General features: G+C 61.3%; 18 protein-coding genes and 3 riboswitches. Of the genes, 14 read left to right on the top strand and 4 right to left on the bottom strand.

Translation table 11 applies throughout. The annotated features are described in order from the left end of the window. Positions 1 to 91: 91 nt before the first annotated feature. From fdnG to mobA, 5 genes are all read left to right on the top strand, one after another. The gene (gene fdnG, locus C2E25_RS03070; RefSeq protein WP_103114319.1) at positions 92 to 3,142 is read left to right on the top strand and encodes a formate dehydrogenase-N subunit alpha; all 3,051 of its coding nucleotides are present in this window, start codon (positions 92 to 94) and stop codon (positions 3,140 to 3,142) included. Positions 3,143 to 3,154: 12 nt separating this feature from the next. Then, positions 3,155 to 3,925: a 4Fe-4S dicluster domain-containing protein gene (locus C2E25_RS03065; protein WP_103114318.1), complete on the top strand. Its 771-nt coding sequence runs from the start codon at positions 3,155 to 3,157 to the stop codon at positions 3,923 to 3,925. A gap of 2 nt (positions 3,926 to 3,927) precedes the next feature. Further along, positions 3,928 to 4,539, top strand: coding sequence for a formate dehydrogenase subunit gamma (locus C2E25_RS03060; RefSeq protein WP_233189317.1), 612 nt, complete (start codon positions 3,928 to 3,930; stop codon positions 4,537 to 4,539). 143 nt (positions 4,540 to 4,682) lie between these two features. Beyond that, positions 4,683 to 5,531 (top strand): formate dehydrogenase accessory protein FdhE, encoded by an 849-nt coding sequence (locus C2E25_RS03055; protein ID WP_158247107.1) that lies wholly within the window; start codon positions 4,683 to 4,685, stop codon positions 5,529 to 5,531. A gap of 14 nt (positions 5,532 to 5,545) precedes the next feature. After that, on the top strand, positions 5,546 to 6,241 hold the full coding sequence (gene mobA, locus C2E25_RS03050; RefSeq protein ID WP_103114315.1) for a molybdenum cofactor guanylyltransferase: 696 nt from the start codon (positions 5,546 to 5,548) through the stop codon (positions 6,239 to 6,241). 206 nt (positions 6,242 to 6,447) lie between these two features. Here mobA and C2E25_RS03045 read toward each other — a convergent pair whose 3' ends face one another. Next, entirely contained in the window at positions 6,448 to 7,776 is a 1,329-nt protein-coding gene (locus C2E25_RS03045; protein WP_103114314.1) for a radical SAM/SPASM family putative metalloenzyme maturase, read from the bottom strand. 190 nt (positions 7,777 to 7,966) lie between these two features. Continuing rightward, positions 7,967 to 8,084, top strand: a riboswitch (molybdenum cofactor riboswitch). 21 nt (positions 8,085 to 8,105) lie between these two features. Between C2E25_RS03045 and C2E25_RS03040 the strand changes: the two genes are divergently transcribed. The 9 genes from C2E25_RS03040 (at position 8,106) to C2E25_RS03000 (ending at position 16,157) form a co-directional block, all read left to right on the top strand. Beyond that, entirely contained in the window at positions 8,106 to 9,842 is a 1,737-nt protein-coding gene (locus C2E25_RS03040; protein ID WP_103114313.1) for an aldehyde ferredoxin oxidoreductase C-terminal domain-containing protein, read from the top strand. A 57-nt stretch (positions 9,843 to 9,899) separates the two neighbouring features. Beyond that, positions 9,900 to 10,478, top strand: coding sequence for a hypothetical protein (locus C2E25_RS03035; protein WP_103114312.1), 579 nt, complete (start codon positions 9,900 to 9,902; stop codon positions 10,476 to 10,478). After that, a complete protein-coding gene (locus tag C2E25_RS03030; RefSeq protein ID WP_103114311.1) occupies positions 10,475 to 10,699 on the top strand; it encodes a MoaD/ThiS family protein in 225 nt (74 codons plus the stop codon). Before C2E25_RS03035 ends, C2E25_RS03030 begins: the two co-directional genes overlap by 4 nt. A gap of 2 nt (positions 10,700 to 10,701) precedes the next feature. Then, the gene (locus C2E25_RS03025; protein ID WP_103114310.1) at positions 10,702 to 11,520 is read left to right on the top strand and encodes a HesA/MoeB/ThiF family protein; all 819 of its coding nucleotides are present in this window, start codon (positions 10,702 to 10,704) and stop codon (positions 11,518 to 11,520) included. 13 nt (positions 11,521 to 11,533) lie between these two features. Continuing rightward, a riboswitch (molybdenum cofactor riboswitch) is annotated at positions 11,534 to 11,654 on the top strand. A gap of 268 nt (positions 11,655 to 11,922) precedes the next feature. Further along, positions 11,923 to 12,042: riboswitch (molybdenum cofactor riboswitch) on the top strand. 259 nt (positions 12,043 to 12,301) lie between these two features. Continuing rightward, positions 12,302 to 13,516 carry a porin gene (locus C2E25_RS03020; RefSeq protein WP_158247106.1) on the top strand — a complete coding sequence of 405 codons (1,215 nt, stop codon included), beginning with the start codon at positions 12,302 to 12,304 and terminating at the stop codon, positions 13,514 to 13,516. Between the two features lie 56 nt (positions 13,517 to 13,572). Then, positions 13,573 to 14,367, top strand: coding sequence for a substrate-binding domain-containing protein (locus tag C2E25_RS03015; protein WP_103114308.1), 795 nt, complete (start codon positions 13,573 to 13,575; stop codon positions 14,365 to 14,367). 12 nt (positions 14,368 to 14,379) lie between these two features. Then, positions 14,380 to 15,066, top strand: coding sequence for an ABC transporter permease (locus C2E25_RS03010; RefSeq protein WP_103114307.1), 687 nt, complete (start codon positions 14,380 to 14,382; stop codon positions 15,064 to 15,066). Between the two features lie 5 nt (positions 15,067 to 15,071). After that, the gene (locus C2E25_RS03005) at positions 15,072 to 15,776 is read left to right on the top strand and encodes an ATP-binding cassette domain-containing protein (RefSeq protein ID WP_103114306.1); all 705 of its coding nucleotides are present in this window, start codon (positions 15,072 to 15,074) and stop codon (positions 15,774 to 15,776) included. Between the two features lie 9 nt (positions 15,777 to 15,785). Next, positions 15,786 to 16,157, top strand: coding sequence for an iron-sulfur cluster assembly scaffold protein (locus C2E25_RS03000; RefSeq protein WP_103114305.1), 372 nt, complete (start codon positions 15,786 to 15,788; stop codon positions 16,155 to 16,157). Here C2E25_RS03000 and C2E25_RS02995 read toward each other — a convergent pair. The 3 genes from C2E25_RS02995 to xerC form a co-directional block, all read right to left on the bottom strand. After that, positions 16,149 to 17,435 carry a U32 family peptidase gene (locus C2E25_RS02995; protein ID WP_103114304.1) on the bottom strand — a complete coding sequence of 429 codons (1,287 nt, stop codon included), beginning with the start codon at positions 17,433 to 17,435 and terminating at the stop codon, positions 16,149 to 16,151. The genes C2E25_RS03000 and C2E25_RS02995 overlap by 9 nt on opposite strands. A gap of 108 nt (positions 17,436 to 17,543) precedes the next feature. Then, positions 17,544 to 18,146 (bottom strand): peroxiredoxin, encoded by a 603-nt coding sequence (locus C2E25_RS02990; RefSeq protein WP_103114303.1) that lies wholly within the window; start codon positions 18,144 to 18,146, stop codon positions 17,544 to 17,546. Positions 18,147 to 18,300: 154 nt separating this feature from the next. Then, a complete protein-coding gene (gene xerC / locus C2E25_RS02985; protein WP_332882128.1) occupies positions 18,301 to 19,227 on the bottom strand; it encodes a tyrosine recombinase XerC in 927 nt (308 codons plus the stop codon). Positions 19,228 to 19,263 lie beyond the last annotated feature (36 nt).

Raw genomic sequence — 19,263 nt, 5'->3', positions numbered from 1 at the left:
ATGCCGCTGCCTGGCGGCACATGGGTCGTTCATCTACCTCCCGCGCGAGCGGGCAGGCGATCTTTTTTTCTCAGCATAAAGGAGGTACGAAATGCAACTGAACAGACGTGGCTTTCTCAAGTTTTCAGGCGGGGCGGTGGCCGGATCGGTCCTCGGCATCGGCCTGAAGGCGGCCGAAGCCGAAGCCCAGCCCCTGGCAATCCAGTACGCCCGGGAGACCACCACCATCTGCCCCTACTGCGCGGTCGGCTGCGGCCTGATCGTCCACAGCCGGGGCGGCGAGGTGATCAACACCGAGGGCGACCCGGATCATCCGATCAATCGCGGCACCCTCTGCAGCAAAGGCGCCTCGATCTACCAACTGCGGCACAATGACAAGCGCGTCACCGAACCTATGTACCGCGCCAAGGGATCTAACCAGTGGCAGAAGGTTTCCTGGGACTGGGCCCTTGAACAGATCGCCGAGCGCATCAAGACAACCCGTGACGCCACCTTCATGGAGAAAAACTCCAAGGGACAGGTGGTCAACCGTACCGACGCCATCGCCTCGGTCGGCAGCGCCGCCCTCGACAACGAGGAGTGTTACCTGCTGCAGAAACTGCTGCGCAGCTGGGGCCTGGTGTACATCGAACACCAGGCGCGAATATGACACTCCGCCACGGTTGCCAGTCTGGCGACCTCGTTCGGCCGCGGCGCGATGACCAATCACTGGATCGACATCCGCAACTCGGATGTGGTGCTGGTGATGGGCTCGAATGCCGCTGAGAACCACCCGATTTCCTTCCATTACGTCCTCGAAGCGAAGGAACACGGCGCCAAGATCCTCAGCGTCGATCCGCGCTTCACCCGCACCAGCGCCAGGGCGGATATCTACGCCCCGCTGCGCAGCGGCACCGACATCGCTTTTTTGGGCGGGATGATCAACTACATCCTCAACAACGACCTGTATCACAAGGAGTACCTGCAGCTGCACACCAACGCCACCTTCCTGGTCGACCCCCGTTTCAGGATGCCGGGCGACCTGGACGGGCTCTTCTCCGGCTACAACACCGCCAAACGCAGCTACGACAAATCGACCTGGGACTTCCAGCGCGATGCCGACGGCGTACCGAAGAGCGACCCGAGCCTGCAGGATCCGAATTGCGTCTTCCAACTGCTGAAGAAGCACTTCTCCCGCTACACCCCCGAAGTGGTCTCCGGCATCACCGGCACCCCGGTGAAAAAGCTCGAGGAGATCTACCGGACCTACGGCGCCTCCGGCAAGCCGGGCAAGGCGGCGACCATCATGTACGCCATGGGCTGGACCCAGCACACCGTCGGCACCCAGAACATCCGCACCATGGCCATCATCCAGCTGCTGCTCGGCAACATCGGCGTCGCCGGCGGCGGGGTCAACGCCCTGCGCGGCGAATCGAACGTCCAGGGCTCGACCGACCACTGCCTGCTGTTCCACATCCTGCCCGGCTACCTGCCGACCCCGAAAGCGAGTCTGAAAGACCTGACCACCTACATCAAGAAGACCACGCCGACCACCAACGACCCGCAAAGCGCCAACTGGTGGGGCAACCGCGGCAAGTACATCACCTCGCTGCTGCGGGCGCACTTCGACACCGGCCTGGGTGCCGCGGATGAGTTCGGCTACCAGTTGCTGCCGAAGCTGGACGACGGCCAGAACGCCTCCTGGCTGATGCTGTTCGACAAGATGATCCGCGATCAGGTCAAGGGCTTTTTCGCCTGGGGCCAGAACCCGGCCTGCAGCGGCAGCAATGCCAACAAGGTGCGTGAAGCCCTTTCCAGGCTCGACTGGATGGTGGCGGTCAACCTGTTCGACAACGAAACCGCGTCCTTCTGGAAGGGCCCGGGCATGGATCCGGCCAAGATCGACACCGAGGTTTTCTTCCTGCCGGTGGCCGCCTCCTTCGAAAAGGAAGGAAGCATCACCAACTCGGGCCGCTGGGCCCAGTGGCGTTACCGGGCGGTCAAGCCCCTCGGCGACAGCCGCCCCGACTCGGAGATCATGACCGAGCTGCAGTACCGGGTGGCCAAACGCTATCGGGACGAGGGCGGCGCCTTCCCCGATCCGATTCTGAAACTTTCGTGGAATTACGGCTTCAGGATGCCCGACGGGCGGCTGCAGGAACTCGACATCCATGCCGTGGCCAAGGAGATCAACGGCTACTTCCTCACGGACAAGGTGGTCAAGGGCAAGGCTTTCAGGAAGGGCGACCTGGTCCCCTCCTTCGCCTACCTGCAGGATGACGGTTCGACCTCGTCCGGCAACTGGCTCTACTGCCAGAGCTACAACGGCCACGGCAACAACATGGCCCGCCGCAGCCACAAGGATCCGAGCGGCATCGGCCTCTATCCCGAGTGGGCCTGGTGCTGGCCGGTCAATCGCCGCATCCTCTACAACCGCGCCTCGGTCAACGCCGACGGCGTGCCCTGGAACAGTCAGCGGCCGGTCATCTGGTGGACCGGCAGCGGGTGGAAGGGCGATGTGCCCGACGGCGGCTGGAAGCCGCTTTCGCAACCGGGGACCAGGAAATCCTTCATCATGCTCCCCGACGGCGTCGCCTCGATCTTCGGCGCCAAGATGAAGGAGGGCCCCTTCCCCGAACATTACGAACCGCTGGAAAGCCCGATCAAGAACAATCCGCTCTCGGGAACCAGGACCAATCCGGCCATGAAACTATTCTACGAAGGCGCGGAAAAGCTGCCGGAGGATGTCTACTACAGCAACGACAAGCGCTATCCGTTCGTCGCCACCACCTACCGGGTGACCGAACACTGGCAGACCGGGGTTATGTCCCGCAACACCCCCTGGCTGCTGGAAATGCAGCCGCAACTTTTCGTCGAAATGAGTCCGGAACTGGCGGCTGACCGCGCTATCGGCCATGGTGACATGGTCAAGGTCAGTTCGGGTCGCGGCAGTGTCGAGGCGGTGGCGATCGTCACCAGGCGCTTCCGTCCCTTCAAGATCGAGGGCGCGACCATTCACCAGGTCGGCCTGCCCTGGTGCTTCGGCTGGGAAACCAAAAATGCCGGGGACAGCGCCAACCTGCTGACCCCGACCGCCGGCGACGCCAATACCATGATCCCGGAAACCAAGGCGTTCATGGTCAACGTCGAAAAGCTGAGCTAGGGGGAGGAGACTATGAAACGGAAAGCATTCCTGATCGATACCACCCGCTGCACCGCCTGCCGCAGCTGCCAGGTCGCCTGCAAGCAGTGGAATAAACTCGACGCCGAAGCGACGGTCAACAGGGGCAGCTACGAGAATCCGCCGGACCTGACGCCGCTACTCTACAACCAGATCCACTTCATCGAACAGGAGCAGGGGGACGACCTGCGCTGGCTGTTCATCAACCGGCGCTGCATGCACTGCGCCGATGCCGGCTGCGTCAAGGTCTGCCCTTCGGCCGGCGCCCTCTACCACACCAAAGAGGGACTGGTTGCCTACAACCGGGAGAAGTGCATCGAATGCCATTACTGCGTCAGCGGCTGTCCCTTCGACGTGCCGCGTTACGACGCGAAACAAAAGGTCACCAAGTGCCATGCCTGCAGCGACCGGGTGCAGAACGGACTGCTGCCCGCCTGCGCCAAGGCCTGTCCAACCCAGGCCCTCAGTTTCGGCGACCGGGACCAGTTGATCGCGGAAGCGAAAGCGGCCGGCAAAAAGCTCTACGGCGAGAACGATCTCGGCGGGCTCGGAGTCCTCTATGTCCTTGATGATGAACCCGGCACCTACCGGCTGCCGAAAAATCCGGCCATTCCGGCCTCGATCTTCTTCTGGAAGGATGTCGTCAAACCGCTCGGCATTCTCGGCTTCTGGGGCGCCGTCGGCGTCGCGGCCCTGCATTATGTCACCATCGGGCCGAAGAAACTGGATGACGCAGATGATCAACCGCGCAAGGGAGGTGAATGACCATGACCAACACGATTGACCGCTTCGGCACCGCCAGCCGCGTTCTGCACTGGCTGGTTGCCATCTCCTTCCTGTTGCTGGTGCTGTCCGGCCTGGGTCTTTACGCCCACACCTTCTTCGGCTATTTCGACCTGTTCGGCGGACCGCAACAGGGAATCGTGGTCCACAAGTGGGCCGGAATCGTTTTTCTGATCGGTTCGGTGCTGCTGTTCCTCAGCCACGCCGGGGAGGTCTGCCGCTTTGATGCCGATGACCGCAGATGGATCGCCCGGCTGGGCGGCTACCTGTCCCGCAACGCGGAAGAGATCCCCCAGGGGAAATTCAACGCCGGCCAGAAACTGTTCGGGATCTTCGCCGTCATTGCCGCCCTGGTGATGGGCGCGACAGGACTGGTCATCTGGGACCCGACTGCCTACAGCCGGGAACTGACCCAGGCGTCCTTCCTGCTGCACAGCATCTTCTTCAACCTGTTCATGGTCGGCATGATCGTCCATGTCTACCTGGCCACCATCGGCAATCCGGGCACCCTGGAGGGGATGCTCTACGGCCAGGTCCGCAGAAGCTGGGCGAAAAAACATGCCGGCAAATGGTTCGAGAAGGTCGCCAAGAACTGAACGAACCGCCAACCTCCATGACTGCTGGCCGGAAACTCTCTCCCCGGCCCGCAGCTTCGGCGGGGTGGGCACTGCCCGCCGCTTGCCCGTTGCAACATGCGAGCGGTGTCCACCCCGCGGTCTTTTCCGACAGGAGCTATTCCATGCTGCAGAAACGCCTGCAACGACTTGAAGAACTGGCCGCCGCGAAACCGGCGCTGGCCGAGATCTGCCGTTTTTACGCCCGACTCTACAAGCTGTTCGCCACCGCCGAAAACTTTTTGCGGGTCGACATCGACCACGAGACTGCAACCCTCAGGCAGCAACAGGGTTTCCCGCTGCTCAGCGGCGAAACATTGAACATCGACGAGAACCGGGCGCGGGCCTTCTTTGCCGACCTGCTGCTCATCCTGCAGCAACACGGACAGCAGGGGCAAGAGGAACTGAAGGCGCTGGAAACCACCCTGCAGAGCGACAGGCTCGATCTGACAGGGCTGTTGCGCGCCGCCCTCGACCGCGACCGGAAACCGATCACCGGCACAGCTGAAACGATCGGCATGCAGCCGGCCCTGCTCGAATACTGTCTGACCACAACCCTCGGAGCGGCCCTTGAACGCTGCCGCGCCGAGGGACTTGAGAGCCGGACGGAGAACTGGGAACACGGCTACTGTCCGCTCTGCGGCGGCTTGCCGGCAATTGCCGAACTGAGCGGTAAGGAGGGAAAGAAAAAACTCCAGTGCAGTCTCTGCGGCAGTCGTTGGTCGTTCCATCGCCTGACCTGCATTCACTGCGGCAACAGTGACCATGAGACCCTTGCCTACTTCACCGCCGAGGGCGAACCGGACTACAGGGTCGATATATGCCGCAAGTGCTGCGGCTACCTGAAAGTGGTCGACAGTCGCGAACGGGGAGAAGGACTGCCGCTCGAAGTTGAGGACGCCGCCACCCTGCATCTCGACCTGCTGGCCGCGAAAGAAGGCTTCAGCCGCGGCAGGAAAGAGACCCCCGGATGAGAGAGGAACAGCCCATGAAGAGGTTACGATCCGGTCGCCAGCATCGAGCAGACCCCCAACCGCCGGTCACCGGCACCGGAGTTATCCCGGACACCACGGGAGTGATTCTCGCCGGCGGCGAAAGCCGACGCATGGGCAGCGACAAATCGCTGCTGCCGCTGGAGGGGAAACGCTTCATTGAACGCACCTGCCAGTTGCTGACCGACCTGTTCGCGGAAGTGCTGATCGTCACCAACTCACCGGAGTTGTATCGCGACATCCCCTGCCGCAAGGCTGCCGACATCCATCGCGGCCGGGGAGCCCTGGCCGGCATTCACGCCGGACTGCACCACGCCCGCCAGCCGCAGATCTTCGTCGTCGCCTGCGACATGCCCTTTCTGCAGCCGAAGCTGATTCGGCACATCTGCCGCCGGGCCGCGCGGGCCGATGTTCTCATCCCGCGCAACCCATGCGGCCTCGAACCGCTGCACGCCCGCTATCACAAGCGCTGCCTGCCGGCAATGGAGGCGGTGCTGAGCAGCGGCGGCCGACGGATCATCGACTTCTTCCCGGCGGTACGGGTCGTCGAGCTGGCCGAAGAAAGCTGGCGACAGATCGACCCGCAGGGGCTCTCCTTCCACAACATCAACACCCCGCAGGACTACTTCGCCCTGCGCGGCGCGCAGCGGGAACTGCCGGAACTGCAACGGGAATCTATTGCCGGGGATTAAAAACCTGAGCAACCAAAGGCTTTAAAAGATCTCAACGCTGAGGCGCAGAGGGGCAGAGATGGAGAGAAAGATGAACCAGCCCTGGCTTTCAACCCCACAATCCCGACCCGGCTGTCTCTGCGGCTCTCCCTCTCAGCGCCTTTCCGTTGAAAAAGGTTTTCTTGGCGCTCTTGGCGTCTTGGCGGCATAAAGCTTTTTCATCCGCCCTACCGCAGGCATTGAAAAAGTCCCATGCACCAGAGACACGACCCGCACGGCTCGCCGTTGACGTGACAGTCCTGCTCGAAATCGTCGGTCTGGATGTAATCGCAAGGCGCCAGGGTGCAGGCAAAACAGAAGGGATAGTCGTAGCTGAGAACACTGCGACGGAAGGCGCTGAACTCAGGGCTGTTCCAGATAGCGAGCAGGCTCCGGTCACCGACCCGGCCGAAACTGCGGGCCTGAACCTGCTGTTCCCAGCCGCTGGCGTGACAACGGTAACCGTGCCAGAGGAAGTAGCAGGGATACACCCTGCCGTCCCAACTGATGAACGCGCTGCCGTCCTCGACAAATTCACAACGTCGCCGGGCTTTCGGGATCACCCCCGGCAGCCGCAGGTCGAGACCGAGTTCGGCGGCAAGTCGTTCAGCCTTCTGAAAGGTGGCGCCAACCTGATCCAGAAAAGGCCGATCAATCCCCAGCAATTTCTTCAGATCGAAGAAGATGCCCCGTTGTTCGGCCTCTCGCTTCATCCCGGCCACCAGTTCGATGAGCCGTTCCTCCTCAGGGCTGCGACCGTAGGCGAACTTGAAGGCGACCTGGAAGTAGCGGCCGATGTCGATCCCGACCTGTTCGCCCTGCTGTTTCCAACGATCGAACAGTTCGATGGCGGCCTCGGTGCAGTCGGGATAGGCCTTATGCTCCAGGCTCTCTTCGGCGTAGGGCAGCAGGTGGCTGACCAGGGCGAACTCGGCCCCTTGAGCAGCAGCCCAGCGCAGGGTGTCGCAGAGTTGGTGCAGGTTCTGTTTCATCAGCACGAATTCGACTCCGGCCTTGAGCCCCGGTCGCAGCGTCTTCGCCTCGCGCAGGGCGGCAAAAGCCCCTTCAACAGCCTGCAGTTCGCCCCCCTCGCGCAGCGCGCGAAAGGTCTCCGGCGAGTTGGCATCGACCGACAGGCAGACCCGGTCAAGCCCGGCGGCAGCCAGGGAACGCGCCCGCGCCGCATCAAGCAGCAGGCCGTTGCTCTGAAAACCGATCCAGCCGGTCTCCGGCATCGCCCGCCGCGCCCGGCCGATGAAGTCTTCGAGCCGCGGATGCAACAGCGGTTCGCCGATGCCGTTCAGCACCAGGCCCTCCAGCGCTCCCATCGCCGGCAGCAGCGCGGCAAAGGTCCGGTCGGCAAGGTCACCCTCGGCGGCTGCCGCCCCCGGCGTCTGCTTGACGCACATGGCGCAGTTGAGATTGCAGCGCGCGGTGGTCTCGACGAACAGCTTGGAGGGATGGGACAATCGTCCCGGATGAGGGATCAAGGGGTCTGTCTGGTCCGATGGGAACATTGTGATGCGACTCTTTTCTGTGGGGCGCCGCCCGGCTGAGCACCAATCAGGCGGGAGAGAATTCCAGAATCCAGTATGCCGGAGGAAAAGCAGGCGGTAAAGAGCCCCGGAAAAAATGTTTCCCCAACCTTAAAAGCCACTACCATTCGCCGCAAAAGAAGGTATTATTGAGTTTTATTGTAATCCGAAAATCACAGTGTGTCGCCGAGCCTGCCCGCCTACCGGAATGTTCCCACGGCGCCAGGCCGCCGGGTTCGGCTGGAAACGGCCGGGCCTCCCTGGGGGAAAGGGGCCCTGTGGTCAACCTCGAGCGTGGAGGAATGCAACACATGGACAAGATCGTCAGAATCGACATGGGGGCCGAAGGAGGTCCGAAGGTCAGCTTTGAGCCGGTCGGCGAGTATGCCGGGCTGGGGGGCAGAGCGGTGACCTCGCTGATCATCAGCAAGGAAGTCAATCCCCTCTGCCATCCCCTTGGCGACGAAAACAAGCTGGTCATCGCTCCCGGCATGCTCAGCGGCACCAGCGGCGCCATGAGCGGCCGACTCTCGGTCGGCTGCAAGAGCCCGCTGACCGGCACTATCAAGGAGTCGAACGCCGGCGGCCAGGCCGCCCAGGTGCTGGCGCGCATCGGCTATGCCGCCATCATCCTCGAAGGCAAGCCGAAAGGGGACGATCTCTACAAGATCATCGTCACACCGGACGATGTCAAAGTCGAAATTGACAACAGCCTCAAAATGCTGAACAACTATCCACTGATCGAAAAGCTGCGCGCCCAGTACGGCGACAAGGTCGCCTACATGTCGATCGGCTCGGCAGGTGAACGGCTGATGCTTGCCTCCTCGATCGCCTGTACTGACCCGGAACTGCGCCCCACCCGCCACTGCGGACGCGGCGGCGTCGGCGCGGTCATGGGGTCGAAACGGGTCAAGGCGATCATCCTCGACGATGCCGGCCGCAAACAACGGGCGCCGAAAAACCCGGACGCCTTCCGCGATGCCAACCGGATCTTCGTCGAGGGGCTGCGCAAGCATCCGGTCACCGGCGAGGGTCTTCCCGCCTACGGCACCAACGTGCTGACCAACGTCCTCAATGAGGCCGGCGGTTATCCGACCCGCAACTTCACCTCGGGCGTTTTCGAGGGCGGCGCCAAACTCAGCGGTGAGTCCCTGGCGGAGATGGAAACCAGACGCGGCGGCAAGGCCACCCACGGCTGCCATCGCGGCTGCGTGATCCAGTGTTCCGGCATTTTCAACGACAAGGACGGTAACTACCTCACCAAGCAGCCGGAGTATGAGACCGTCTGGGCCCATGGCGGCCACTGCGGCATCGACGACCTCGACACCGTGGCGAAACTCGACTACATGGATGACAACTTCGGCCTCGACACCATCGAAATGGGGGTCACCATCGGCATCGCCATGCAGGCCGGTCTGGCCGAATTCGGCGACAGCGAAGGAGCCATCAGGCTGCTCGAAGAGGTCGGCAAGGGGACGCCGCTGGGCCGCACTCTCGGCAGCGGCGCCGGTATCACCGGCAAGGTATTCGGCGTCGAGAAGGTGCCGGTGGTCAAGAACCAGGCGATCCCGGCCTATGACCCGCGCCCGATCCAGGGCATCGGCGTCACCTACGCCACCACCACCATGGGCGCCGACCACACCGCCGGCTACGCCATCGCCACCAATATCCTCAAGGTTGGCGGTGATGTCGATCCACTGAAAACCGAAGGGCAGATCGAACTGTCGCGCAACCTGCAGATCGCCACCGCGGCCATCGACTCGACCGGCATGTGCCTGTTCATCGCCTTCGCGATTCTCGATCAGCCGGAAACCTTCCAGGCCTACATCGACATGCTCAACGCCTTCTACGGCACCGAACTGACCGCCGACGACGTGGTCGAACTGGGCAAGAAGGTCCTGACCGCGGAACGCGACTTCAACAAACGCGCCGGTTTCACCAGCGCCGACGACCGCCTGCCGCGCTACTTCTACACCGATCCGATCGCGCCGCACAACCAGACCTTCTCGATGAGCGACGAGGAACTGGACGGAGTCTACAACTGGTAAATGAATGCCCGGAGGTGACCGCATCCGGTCGCCTCCGGGCTGCAAGCAAGGACGAAAATGCCTGACACCCCATCTCTTGAGCTACAACTCCCGAAAGATCATCTGGCAAATTTCTTCCCACTGTTTCAGGAGGGGGTCGAGGTCGAAGTCGAAGTCGGCCATACCGTCAGGCAGATGCTGATGGAACAGTTCAACATCAGCCGTGACTACCAGGCTAACCGGATTACGACGATATTTCTCAACCACAAGGCGGTCGACGATGCCGCCGCGGCGTTGATCGAAGACGGCGCCACCCTGGCTCTTTCCGGCGCCATGCCCGGCCTGGTCGGCGCCACCATGCGCAGCGGCGGGCATCTCGCGGCCATGCGCGACGGCATGACCTACCGGAATCCCGAGCAGGCGCCGGCAACCGGACGGGGACGTATCCGTCTGAAACTGTTCAACCTGCTGTTGCCGGAACTGGCGCCGCGGATTCTTCTGCACGGTATTCTGCTCGAACCGCAACGGCTCAGATCCCTTTTCGCCGAACAGCCGGAAAGCTTCCACACAGGCGGCCGGCTGCCGACTGCCGACAAACGATTGTGGGAGAATGAACACCTGGAACTCAGAGTCCTTTTCGGAGACCGGAATCCATGAAAATTACCGTCAAGCTCTTTGCCACCTTCCGCGCCGGGCGCTTCGATATCGAAACCCGCGACTACCCCACGGGGACAAAGGTCGGGCAGGTTGTCAAACAGCTCGACCTGCCGACTGAAAAACTCGGTATCCTGATGATCAACAGCCGCCACGTGGACCTGGAACGCCGCCTTGAAGACGGGGACACGCTGGCCATCTTTCCCCTGGTCGGAGGGGGTTGACCATGGACGCGTTGCGGATATTTCTCCATGAACGGGCCACGGACGGGCTGGTTTCCTGGCATGACCAGCAGCAGGCGGGTGAACGATTCAACCGGCCCGTCGCCGAAGTCGAGGAAACCATTCTTCAGGCCGGGCTGCTGCCGGCCCGCTACCAGCGCAACCAGCAGATGATTTCAACAGAGCAGCAGTTGCGGCTGTTCCGCAGCACGGTTGCCGTGATCGGCGCCGGCGGCCTTGGCGGCTACATCCTTGAACAACTGGCGCGCCTCGGCGTCGGCCGGATCATCTCCATCGATGATGACATCTTCGAGGAGAACAATCTCAACCGCCAGCTGCTCTCGTCACCGAAAAACCTCGGCCGGGTCAAGGTCGAGGTCGCGGCGGAACGCATCGGCGAAGTCAACCCGGCCGTGACCCTGACCCCGATCCGGGCGCTGCTGGGCAGGGACAACGGTGCCGAACTGCTTTCCGGTGTTGACTGCGTGATCGATGCGGTAGATAATGTTCCGGCCCGGCTGGAGTTGGAAGAGCTGTGTGAATCCCTGCAGTTGCCCCTGGTTCACGGCGCCATCGCCGGCTGGTACGGGCACGTGGCAACCATTCTTCCCGGAGAAGGCACACTGAAAAAGATTTATCGCCACTGGCAGGGCGGCAAGGGGGTCGAGGCACAACTCGGCAATCCCTCCTTCACCCCGGCGCTGGCGGCAAGTTTCCAGGTCGGTGAAGTCTGCAAGCTGCTGCTCGAACAGGGACGGCCATTGCGCAACCGACAACTCATCTTCAACCTGCTCGACATGGAGATTGACGAAATTACGTTCTGATATCAACGGATAACAATCTACTGCTCTCCGAGCCGCATCACCTACCGGGTTTGACCCCAGGGTGAACGGCCAATGGGTACGGTCGGAAACAGCCGTGCCTCCCACGCTTGGAAAGGAGAACTCAAACCGATGCAACACTCGTGGTGCATCCAACGGGGTTCCTTTCCATCGTGAAAGGGACCCCGTTTTTGTTGCCGACAAAAGGAGCCTGACCACAAACAACCATCTGAAATAAACCTGAATCAGTGGGTTTATGCCGGATGAAGAGTGCAAGTGCTTGGCCTGAATGCGATTTTCAAAAATCTGAGGCGCACCCATAGGTTCGCCGGTGATTTTTGGGAAGCGCAGGCAGATCAATGATTTGCGCTATTCGCCGGTGATAATCTCACTGATTCAGGATAAATATTCTTATTTCTCCGAGCCGTTTCACCTGGCGGATTATTCCTACGGTGCGCGGCCTATGGGTTCGGTTGGAAACGACCGGGCCTCCCACGCTTGGAAAGGAGAATCAGCCACCCTTTTCTGTTCTGGTGGTCGGATAAGCTGGACCGGCACTCTTGCCGGGCGCCGGGTTGTCTGACTGCACTTGCGCCTGAGGTGTCTGCGCTTCTTTCCCGGCAAAATCAACACCAGGAAAGGAGGTTCAGATGTTTGAGGCGAGCAGAAGCTGTCCGATCCGAGGGCATCGCTGCTCATGTCATGGACGTTGAATTGAGATTTAACAGGAAGGAATGGTTCAATGATTCGCAGTGTAATTTCGTGTGTCGCAGCAATCTTATTGATGGCCTGTCTGACTCCGGCAGCCAAGGCCCGTACCCTGGAGGACATTCTCAAAGACAAAGGCGTGATTACCGCCGAAGACTATGCCGAGGCAACCAGGAATCCCGCTCTTGCCTACTACCAGCCGGGCAAGGGGATGACGATCGAAACGGCCGACGGCAACTACAAGGCGCAGATCGGCGGCTATGCCCAGTTGATTTACCGCTATAGCGACTATGATGACTCAGCCAGAAACAACAAGAGTGACTTTGATATCCGCCGTTTCAAAATCCAGTTGAAAGGGCACCTGGTCAACAGGAAATTCGGTTACAAATTTCAGGGAGAGATGGCCGGCGGCTTCAAAACCGAAGATGCCTATCTCAATTACACATTCGGGGCTCCGCTGGTGCTGCAGGGTGGCCAGTTCAAACCCCCGCAGGCCCGTCAGGAATTGACTTCGGCTTCGCGGCAGCTTTTCCCCGACCGCTCGCTGGCCAATGACACCTTCAATTTCGGACGGGATCAGGGGATTCAGGTTGCCGGCAGCTTTAAACACGAACTGCTGCAATACCGCGTCGGGGTATTTAACGGCAATGGTCCGAACATCAGCAATCCCGACAATCACCTGATGTACAACGGACGCATCGACATCAACCCGTTTGGCTCCTTCAGGATGAATGAAGCAGGCTTTCCGCCCCAACAAGTCCTGCTGAACCTCGGCGCCTCATTTTCCTATAACACGGTCACGGGTGATGACGTCGGCAGCAATTTCGACAAAGACAACGATGTCCTCGACAAGGCGCTCAACCTCGATGCCATGACCAAGGCAGAGTTCACCACCGCCTACGGAAAGGACCTCAAGGTGCAGGTCATGACAGCCAACGTCAACTACAAATGGTCGGCCCTGACCATAGCAGGCGAATATTACGCCATGAATGCCGACCCGGAACTTGGCGAGGACTGGGATGCGGACGGCTATTACCTGCAGGCGGGCTACCAGGTTCTCCCGCAGACCCTGGAGGTCGGCGTACGTTATGCGGCCATCGACTCCGACAGCAAAACGGCAACCCGACGGGTCTCGGCAGAGTTTGACAAGTCCGAAACCCAGGTCGGCGTCAACTACTATTTCAATAAGCATCTGGCCAAGCTGCAGACCGATCTCACCTTCGTGCAGGACGATCTGCAAAACGACAGCGATGATGTGGTTTTCAGGTTACAGGCACAGTTTTACTATTAACAGCCAATCCGGGTCCGGCCCGTGCCGGATCCGGGTGATCATTAGGAGGACAGAACATGTTACGTCATTTCGTGATAACAGCCCTGCTGGTCCTGCTCGCAATGCCCGCCTTCGCCATCGAACATCTGCGCCTGGCGACCACCACCTCAACCGAAAACTCCGGGCTGCTGGCCGAACTGTTGCCCCCCTTTGAAAAAGCCAATGACTGCCATATCGACGTCATCGCCGTCGGCACCGGTAAGGCTCTGAAACTTGGAGAAACCGGCGATGTCGACGTGGTGCTGGTCCATGCCCGCAGCAAGGAGGACAAGTTCGTGGCCGCCGGCTACGGCGTCGACCGGCGGGATGTGATGTACAACGATTTCGTCATTCTCGGCCCCAAAAGCGACCCGGCCGGTATCCAGGGGCTCAAGGACGCGGTGGCGGCGATGACCAAAATCGCGCTGGCACAGGCGACCTTTGTCTCCCGCGGGGATGATTCCGGCACCAACACCCGCGAACTCCAGCTCTGGAAAGCCGCCGGCATCAAGGCGGAGGGTGACTGGTACCTTGAGGCCGGCCGCGGCATGGGCGAGGTTCTGACCATGGCCGACGAACGTCGCGGCTACACCCTGAGCGACCGCGGCACCTACCTCGCCTACCGGGATAAGATTGACCTCGGAGTCATGGTCGAAGGGGACAAAAGACTATTCAATCCCTACGGAGTCATCATGGTCAACCCGGCCCGACACCCCCATGTCAAGGTTAAGCTGGCGCGGAAATTCATGGATTTCCTCACTTCGGACACCGGCAGAAAACTGATCACCGGCTATCGCCGCGGCGGTGAACAGCTCTTTTACGTCGCTGATTGACAGGAGCCGAACTTGGGTTACCTGCTTGAATCGCTGGGCACCGCGCTCGGCATGATCATCCACCTCAACGGGGAGGTGCTGGGCGCCGTCGGAGTCTCCCTGGCCACCTCCCTGACAGCGACGGTGTTCTCAACCGTCGGGGGGGTACCGCTCGGAGCGGCGGTCGGCGTCGGCACCTTTCCCGGACGACGGATCGTCCTGACCCTGCTGAACACCCTGATGGCACTGCCGACGGTGGTCGTCGGACTGCTGCTGTTCGGGCTGTTCAGCCGTCAGGGGCCTCTGGGCGTTCTCGGGCTGCTTTTCACCCCCTGGGCGATGATCGCCGGGCAGACGGTGCTGGCGACCCCGATCATCGCCAATTACACCCTGTCGGCGGTGACCGGCGCCGACCCGCGCATCCTGCCGACCGCCCTGACCCTCGGTGCCGGCCGGCTGCGCGGCACCTGGCAGCTGCTGCGGGAAGTTCGTTTCGGCGTCATGGCGGCCATCGTCGCCGGGTTCGGCCGGGTCATCGCCGAGGTCGGGGTGGCAATGATGCTCGGCGGCAACATCCGCGGCTACACCCGCACCATGACCACCGCCATCGCCCTGGAGACCAGCAAGGGCGAATTCGCCTTCGGACTGGCCCTGGGCATGGTGCTGCTGAGCGTGGCGCTGGTCATCAACCTGTTTCTCAACCTGATGCAACAGAGGTGAACCGGATGGAGTACCTGCTGCAGTTACGCAACGTCGTTTTCCAGCGTGACAACTTCACCCTGCGGGTGGACACTCTCGACCTGCAGGCCGGCAAACGCTACCTGTTGACCGGTCCCAACGGAGCGGGCAAGAGCACTCTGCTGCAGCTGCTGGCGCAGCTGCTGGTCCCGCAACAGGGGGAACTGTGGTTTGCCGGAGAACCGGTGACCGGCCCGAGGCAGCGCCGGAAGTTGCGCCACCAGATCACGCTGGTTGAACAGAGTCCGTTTCTTTTCAACGGTACCGTCTACCAGAACCTGGCCTTCGGCCTGCGCCTGCGGGATGTCAAGGGTGACCTGCAGCGCCGCCGCATCGAACGGGCGCTGGCGGCCGTCGGCCTGGAGGATTTCGAATCCCGACACAGCGACAACCTCTCCGGCGGCGAAATCCAGCGGGTAGCCCTGGCGCGGGCGCTGGTGCTGCGTCCGCGGCTGCTGCTGCTGGACGAGGCCGGCGCCGGCCTGGACACCGAGGCACTGCCCATGTTCGAGCAACTGGTCACCGACCTCTCCGAAAAGGGTGTCACCGTGGTGCTGGCCAGCCATGATCAGCAGCAGCCGCGACGACTGAAGGCCACGATCCTGCCGCTGTGCGATGGCATACTCGCGGGTCCGCCTGGTGAGAAAGAAGATCGGGAAGACGTTCCCTTGCCGTTAAAAGCCCGGGCTTGAGGACAATCGATGTACAACGAAACCGTCAAGGACCATTTCCAGCATCCGCGCAATGCCGGTGAACTGGAGGATGCCGACGGCATCGGCGAGGTCGGGGATATCGAGTGCGGCGACATCATGCGCATCACCCTGCGGATTGAACAGGACGTTATCACCGCCATCCGCTTCAAGACCTTCGGCTGCGCGGCCGCTATCGCCACCTCGTCGATGGTGACGGAGCTGGCGAACGGCAAGACCCTGCAGCAGGCGCTGCGGATCAGCAACGCGGATGTCGCCGCCGCCCTCGGCGGTCTGCCGGAAGAGAAACTGAGCTGTTCCAACCTGGCCGCCGACGCCCTGCACGCGGCCATCCGGGACTACCGGTCGCACCGCTCAACTTGAACATTCCGGATCACGACAACTCCCCCCATGCGGCACTCCGTTCTTCTTCTGCGGCAGATAGCGCCACATATCGCCGCCATGCATTGAATCAAAGAGTTCAGTATAAGCGGCAAGGGCCTGATCCCGACTGGCGCTATCGATATGGACCGCCCTGGCGGCAAACTGGTGGCACCAGCGGCAATCTTCACAATCGACATCGCGGCAACTCTGATCCTGGAACCGCTCCAGGAACCCGTCCAGGGCACGGTTGTCGATGTAGACCGGCGGATCCCCCTCCAGCGGCCGGATCATGCCACGCAGTTCCGCCAGCCGTTTCAGAGGTATCAGCCGTAACGGATTGACCAGACCCGGACGGATCAGGAACCGCAGCATCCAGCCGAGCCCGCGACGATAATAACGGGCCCCTTCCTTGATGCCCTGAAACCCGTACGGCTGAATGAGATCGAGCAGATTGCCGTCAAAACGCCGGGCGGCATAGGCCTTGACCCGGGCCAGCAGAATCTCGGTCGGCAGGTCGCGTTCGGCAATTTTGAACAAGTCGTAGCCCAGCTGTTCATAGATGGGCAGATCATCGGGACGAATCCACTCGGAACGGATGTAATTGACCGGATTTTCCAGTTTCATCGCGGTACATTTGAGAAAGCACCAGTCGACGAAAAATCCCTTGTTCTCACTCCCGGTCTGGCCGGCATGCGCCAGGGCGTTCATGTGCATCGGCGACATGGAACACCCTGACAGGCAGTTGTTGTTGGCCATCAGTTCCAGGTCGCAACGGACCGCTTTGCGGATCTCCCGCAGGGTCTGCAGTTCGCGGTTGACCAGGATGCTGTCAAGCACGATGCAATCCGCCCCCATCTCCTCCCACATCTGGGCCTTGCGCACCCGGTCGACGCCGGCGAATACGGAGATACGGACCCGCAGCTGCGGGAACCGGGTCTTGACCAGCTGCAACATGAAGGGGGTGGCGACGGTCACCGAGGTTACGCCGATGCGACTGATCCACTCCAGCAGCCGGTTGATTTTCTTCTGCCCCTTGCGGGTGATTTCGACGTTCCCCAGGCAGGCGGCATTGAGCAGGTAGTTGAAGGCGATTCCGGCGCCCCGTGCCTGGGCGACATGCTCGGCGAGCTGCCGTCGGGAAACCTTGCCCAGCTGGTAGGGCGCCCGCCCTCCTCCGACCACGTCCTCCCGCAGCTTGCCGAACAGCTCGACAACCGGGTAATCCTTCAGGGATTCAATCAACTGCGGATCGAAATTGGTGGCGACACTCAGTCTCATCGTTCAACTCTTTTTCCCGCGGCAAAAGAACAGGGGGCCCCATCCAGGGCCCCCTTGCGTGTTGATGAAATAATCCAAAGCGGCAAACACCCCGCCGCTTCGTTCACTTTACAGCTTCTCGGCGTTGGACGCAAGGTAGGAGGCGACGCCCTCGGCGTTCGGCTTCATTCCCTCGTCTCCCTTGTTCCAGCCGGCCGGGCAGACTTCACCGTACTGCTCGGTGAACTGCAGGGCATCGATCATGCGCAGCATTTCGTCGACATTGCGTCCCAGCGGCAGATCGTTGACCACCTGGTGCCGAACGACGCCTTCCTTGTCGATCAGGAAGGAACCGCGGAAAGCGACGCCACCGGCTTCGAATTCCACGTCGTAGGCCTGGCAGATCTGGTGCTTGACGTCCGCAACCAGCGGATAGGTGACCTGGCCGATACCCCCCTCGTCGACCGGGGTGTTGCGCCAGGCGACATGGGTGAACTGCGAATCGATGGAACAGCCGATGACCTGCACGCCACGCTCTTCGAATTCCTTGATACGCTTGGAGAAGGCGATCAACTCGGTCGGACAGACGAACGTAAAGTCCAGCGGATAGAAAAACAGGACAACATATTTGCCCTTGTAATCGGCGAGCTTGAACTCGGCATTGATGCTGCCGTCGGGCATGACGGCGGCGGCGGTGAACTCGGGGGCCTGCTTTCCAACCAGTACACTCATGATATGCGTCTCCTTGTTTGTCGGTTGTTGGTGGAACCGAAATTTCCTGACAATTCTACTCAGCGACTCACGACTGTCAAGCAAAATCTGACTTAATTGGTCATTTTTAGTCGCTTGATTATCAGGCCCTTGCATGAGCATCGCTTGAGGACATTCAGGATGAAGATTTTTTACGGCTGCGGGGATGCGCCTGGTCGTAGACGCTGGCCAGGTGATCGATACTGACCCGGGTGTATTTCTGGGTAGTGGAGAGCGAAGCGTGACCGAGCAGCTCCTGAATAGCGCGCAGGTCGGCACCGGAATCTAGCAGGTGGGTGGCGAAGGAATGACGCAGGGCATGGGGGGAAGCGTCACGCAAAACGTCGCTTTGCAGCAGTCGGCGCTTGAGCTGCCGCTGGACACTGCGTGAACTCAGGCGGCCGCCCCGGCAGTTGAGAAAGAGGGGGTGATCCGGGGCACTGACGTCACGCGCATCGAGATAGGTCCGCAGGGCGGCCAGCGCCTTGGTGCCGACGGGAACGATCCGCTCCTTGCTCCCCTTGCCGAGTACCCGCACCAGGCCGGCGGCCAGGTCGAGATCTCCGACGTCGAGCCCGGTCAGCTCCCCGACCCGCAACCCGCTGCTGTAGAGCAGCTCGAACATCGCCTGGTCGCGCAGGGCGAGGAGATCCCCGCCACCGCCATGGTCGAGCAGCCCGAACACCTCGTCGACAGAGAGGGTACAGGGCAGGTACTTGTCCTGACGCGGGGTCGCGACCAGCTCGCCGGGATTGGCGTCAAGATCCCCCTCACGCACCAGGAAACGGAAAAAGGTTCTCAGGGCGGCCAACTTGCGGGCAATGGTCGACTTGCGGTTGCGGCGGTGCAGTTCGGCCAGGTGGCGCCGCAGCAGCAGGCGATCGACCCGGTCGGCCCGGAATGCCTGCCCTTCTTCCAGGCCGAGATAGCCACGTGCGCAACGGACAAATTCCTCCAGGTCACGCCGGTAGGCCTTGCGGGTATGCTCCGAGAGGTTCCGCTCGATATCGAGGTGGCGATAAAAACGCTGCAATTGCTCTTCCATCAGCAGATTGTAGCACAAGGGAAAACATATCCGGCATGTTTGACGGACGGGGAG

The sequence above is a fragment of the Geothermobacter hydrogeniphilus genome (assembly GCF_002898515.1).
Classification (GTDB): domain Bacteria; phylum Desulfobacterota; class Desulfuromonadia; order Desulfuromonadales; family Geothermobacteraceae; genus Geothermobacter_A.
The sequence above is the reverse complement of the archived record's forward strand: the minus strand, read 5'-3'. Positions and strand labels throughout refer to the sequence as shown.

Bases quoted from the DNA above. Each gene is read 5' to 3' on its own strand.
- C2E25_RS03065 (WP_103114318.1), top strand. From the start codon at position 3,155: ATGAAACGGAAAGCATTCCTGATCGATACCACCCGCTGCACCGCCTGC.
- C2E25_RS03060 (WP_233189317.1), top strand. From the start codon at position 3,928: ATGACCAACACGATTGACCGCTTCGGCACCGCCAGCCGCGTTCTGCAC.
- C2E25_RS03055 (WP_158247107.1), top strand. From the start codon at position 4,683: ATGCTGCAGAAACGCCTGCAACGACTTGAAGAACTGGCCGCCGCGAAA.
- mobA (WP_103114315.1), top strand. From the start codon at position 5,546: ATGAAGAGGTTACGATCCGGTCGCCAGCATCGAGCAGACCCCCAACCG.
- C2E25_RS03045 (WP_103114314.1), bottom strand. From the start codon at position 7,776: ATGTTCCCATCGGACCAGACAGACCCCTTGATCCCTCATCCGGGACGA.
- C2E25_RS03040 (WP_103114313.1), top strand. From the start codon at position 8,106: ATGGACAAGATCGTCAGAATCGACATGGGGGCCGAAGGAGGTCCGAAG.
- C2E25_RS03035 (WP_103114312.1), top strand. From the start codon at position 9,900: ATGCCTGACACCCCATCTCTTGAGCTACAACTCCCGAAAGATCATCTG.
- C2E25_RS03030 (WP_103114311.1), top strand. From the start codon at position 10,475: ATGAAAATTACCGTCAAGCTCTTTGCCACCTTCCGCGCCGGGCGCTTC.
- C2E25_RS03025 (WP_103114310.1), top strand. From the start codon at position 10,702: ATGGACGCGTTGCGGATATTTCTCCATGAACGGGCCACGGACGGGCTG.
- C2E25_RS03020 (WP_158247106.1), top strand. From the start codon at position 12,302: ATGGCCTGTCTGACTCCGGCAGCCAAGGCCCGTACCCTGGAGGACATT.
- C2E25_RS03015 (WP_103114308.1), top strand. From the start codon at position 13,573: ATGTTACGTCATTTCGTGATAACAGCCCTGCTGGTCCTGCTCGCAATG.
- C2E25_RS03005 (WP_103114306.1), top strand. From the start codon at position 15,072: ATGGAGTACCTGCTGCAGTTACGCAACGTCGTTTTCCAGCGTGACAAC.
- C2E25_RS03000 (WP_103114305.1), top strand. From the start codon at position 15,786: ATGTACAACGAAACCGTCAAGGACCATTTCCAGCATCCGCGCAATGCC.
- C2E25_RS02995 (WP_103114304.1), bottom strand. From the start codon at position 17,435: ATGAGACTGAGTGTCGCCACCAATTTCGATCCGCAGTTGATTGAATCC.
- C2E25_RS02990 (WP_103114303.1), bottom strand. From the start codon at position 18,146: ATGAGTGTACTGGTTGGAAAGCAGGCCCCCGAGTTCACCGCCGCCGCC.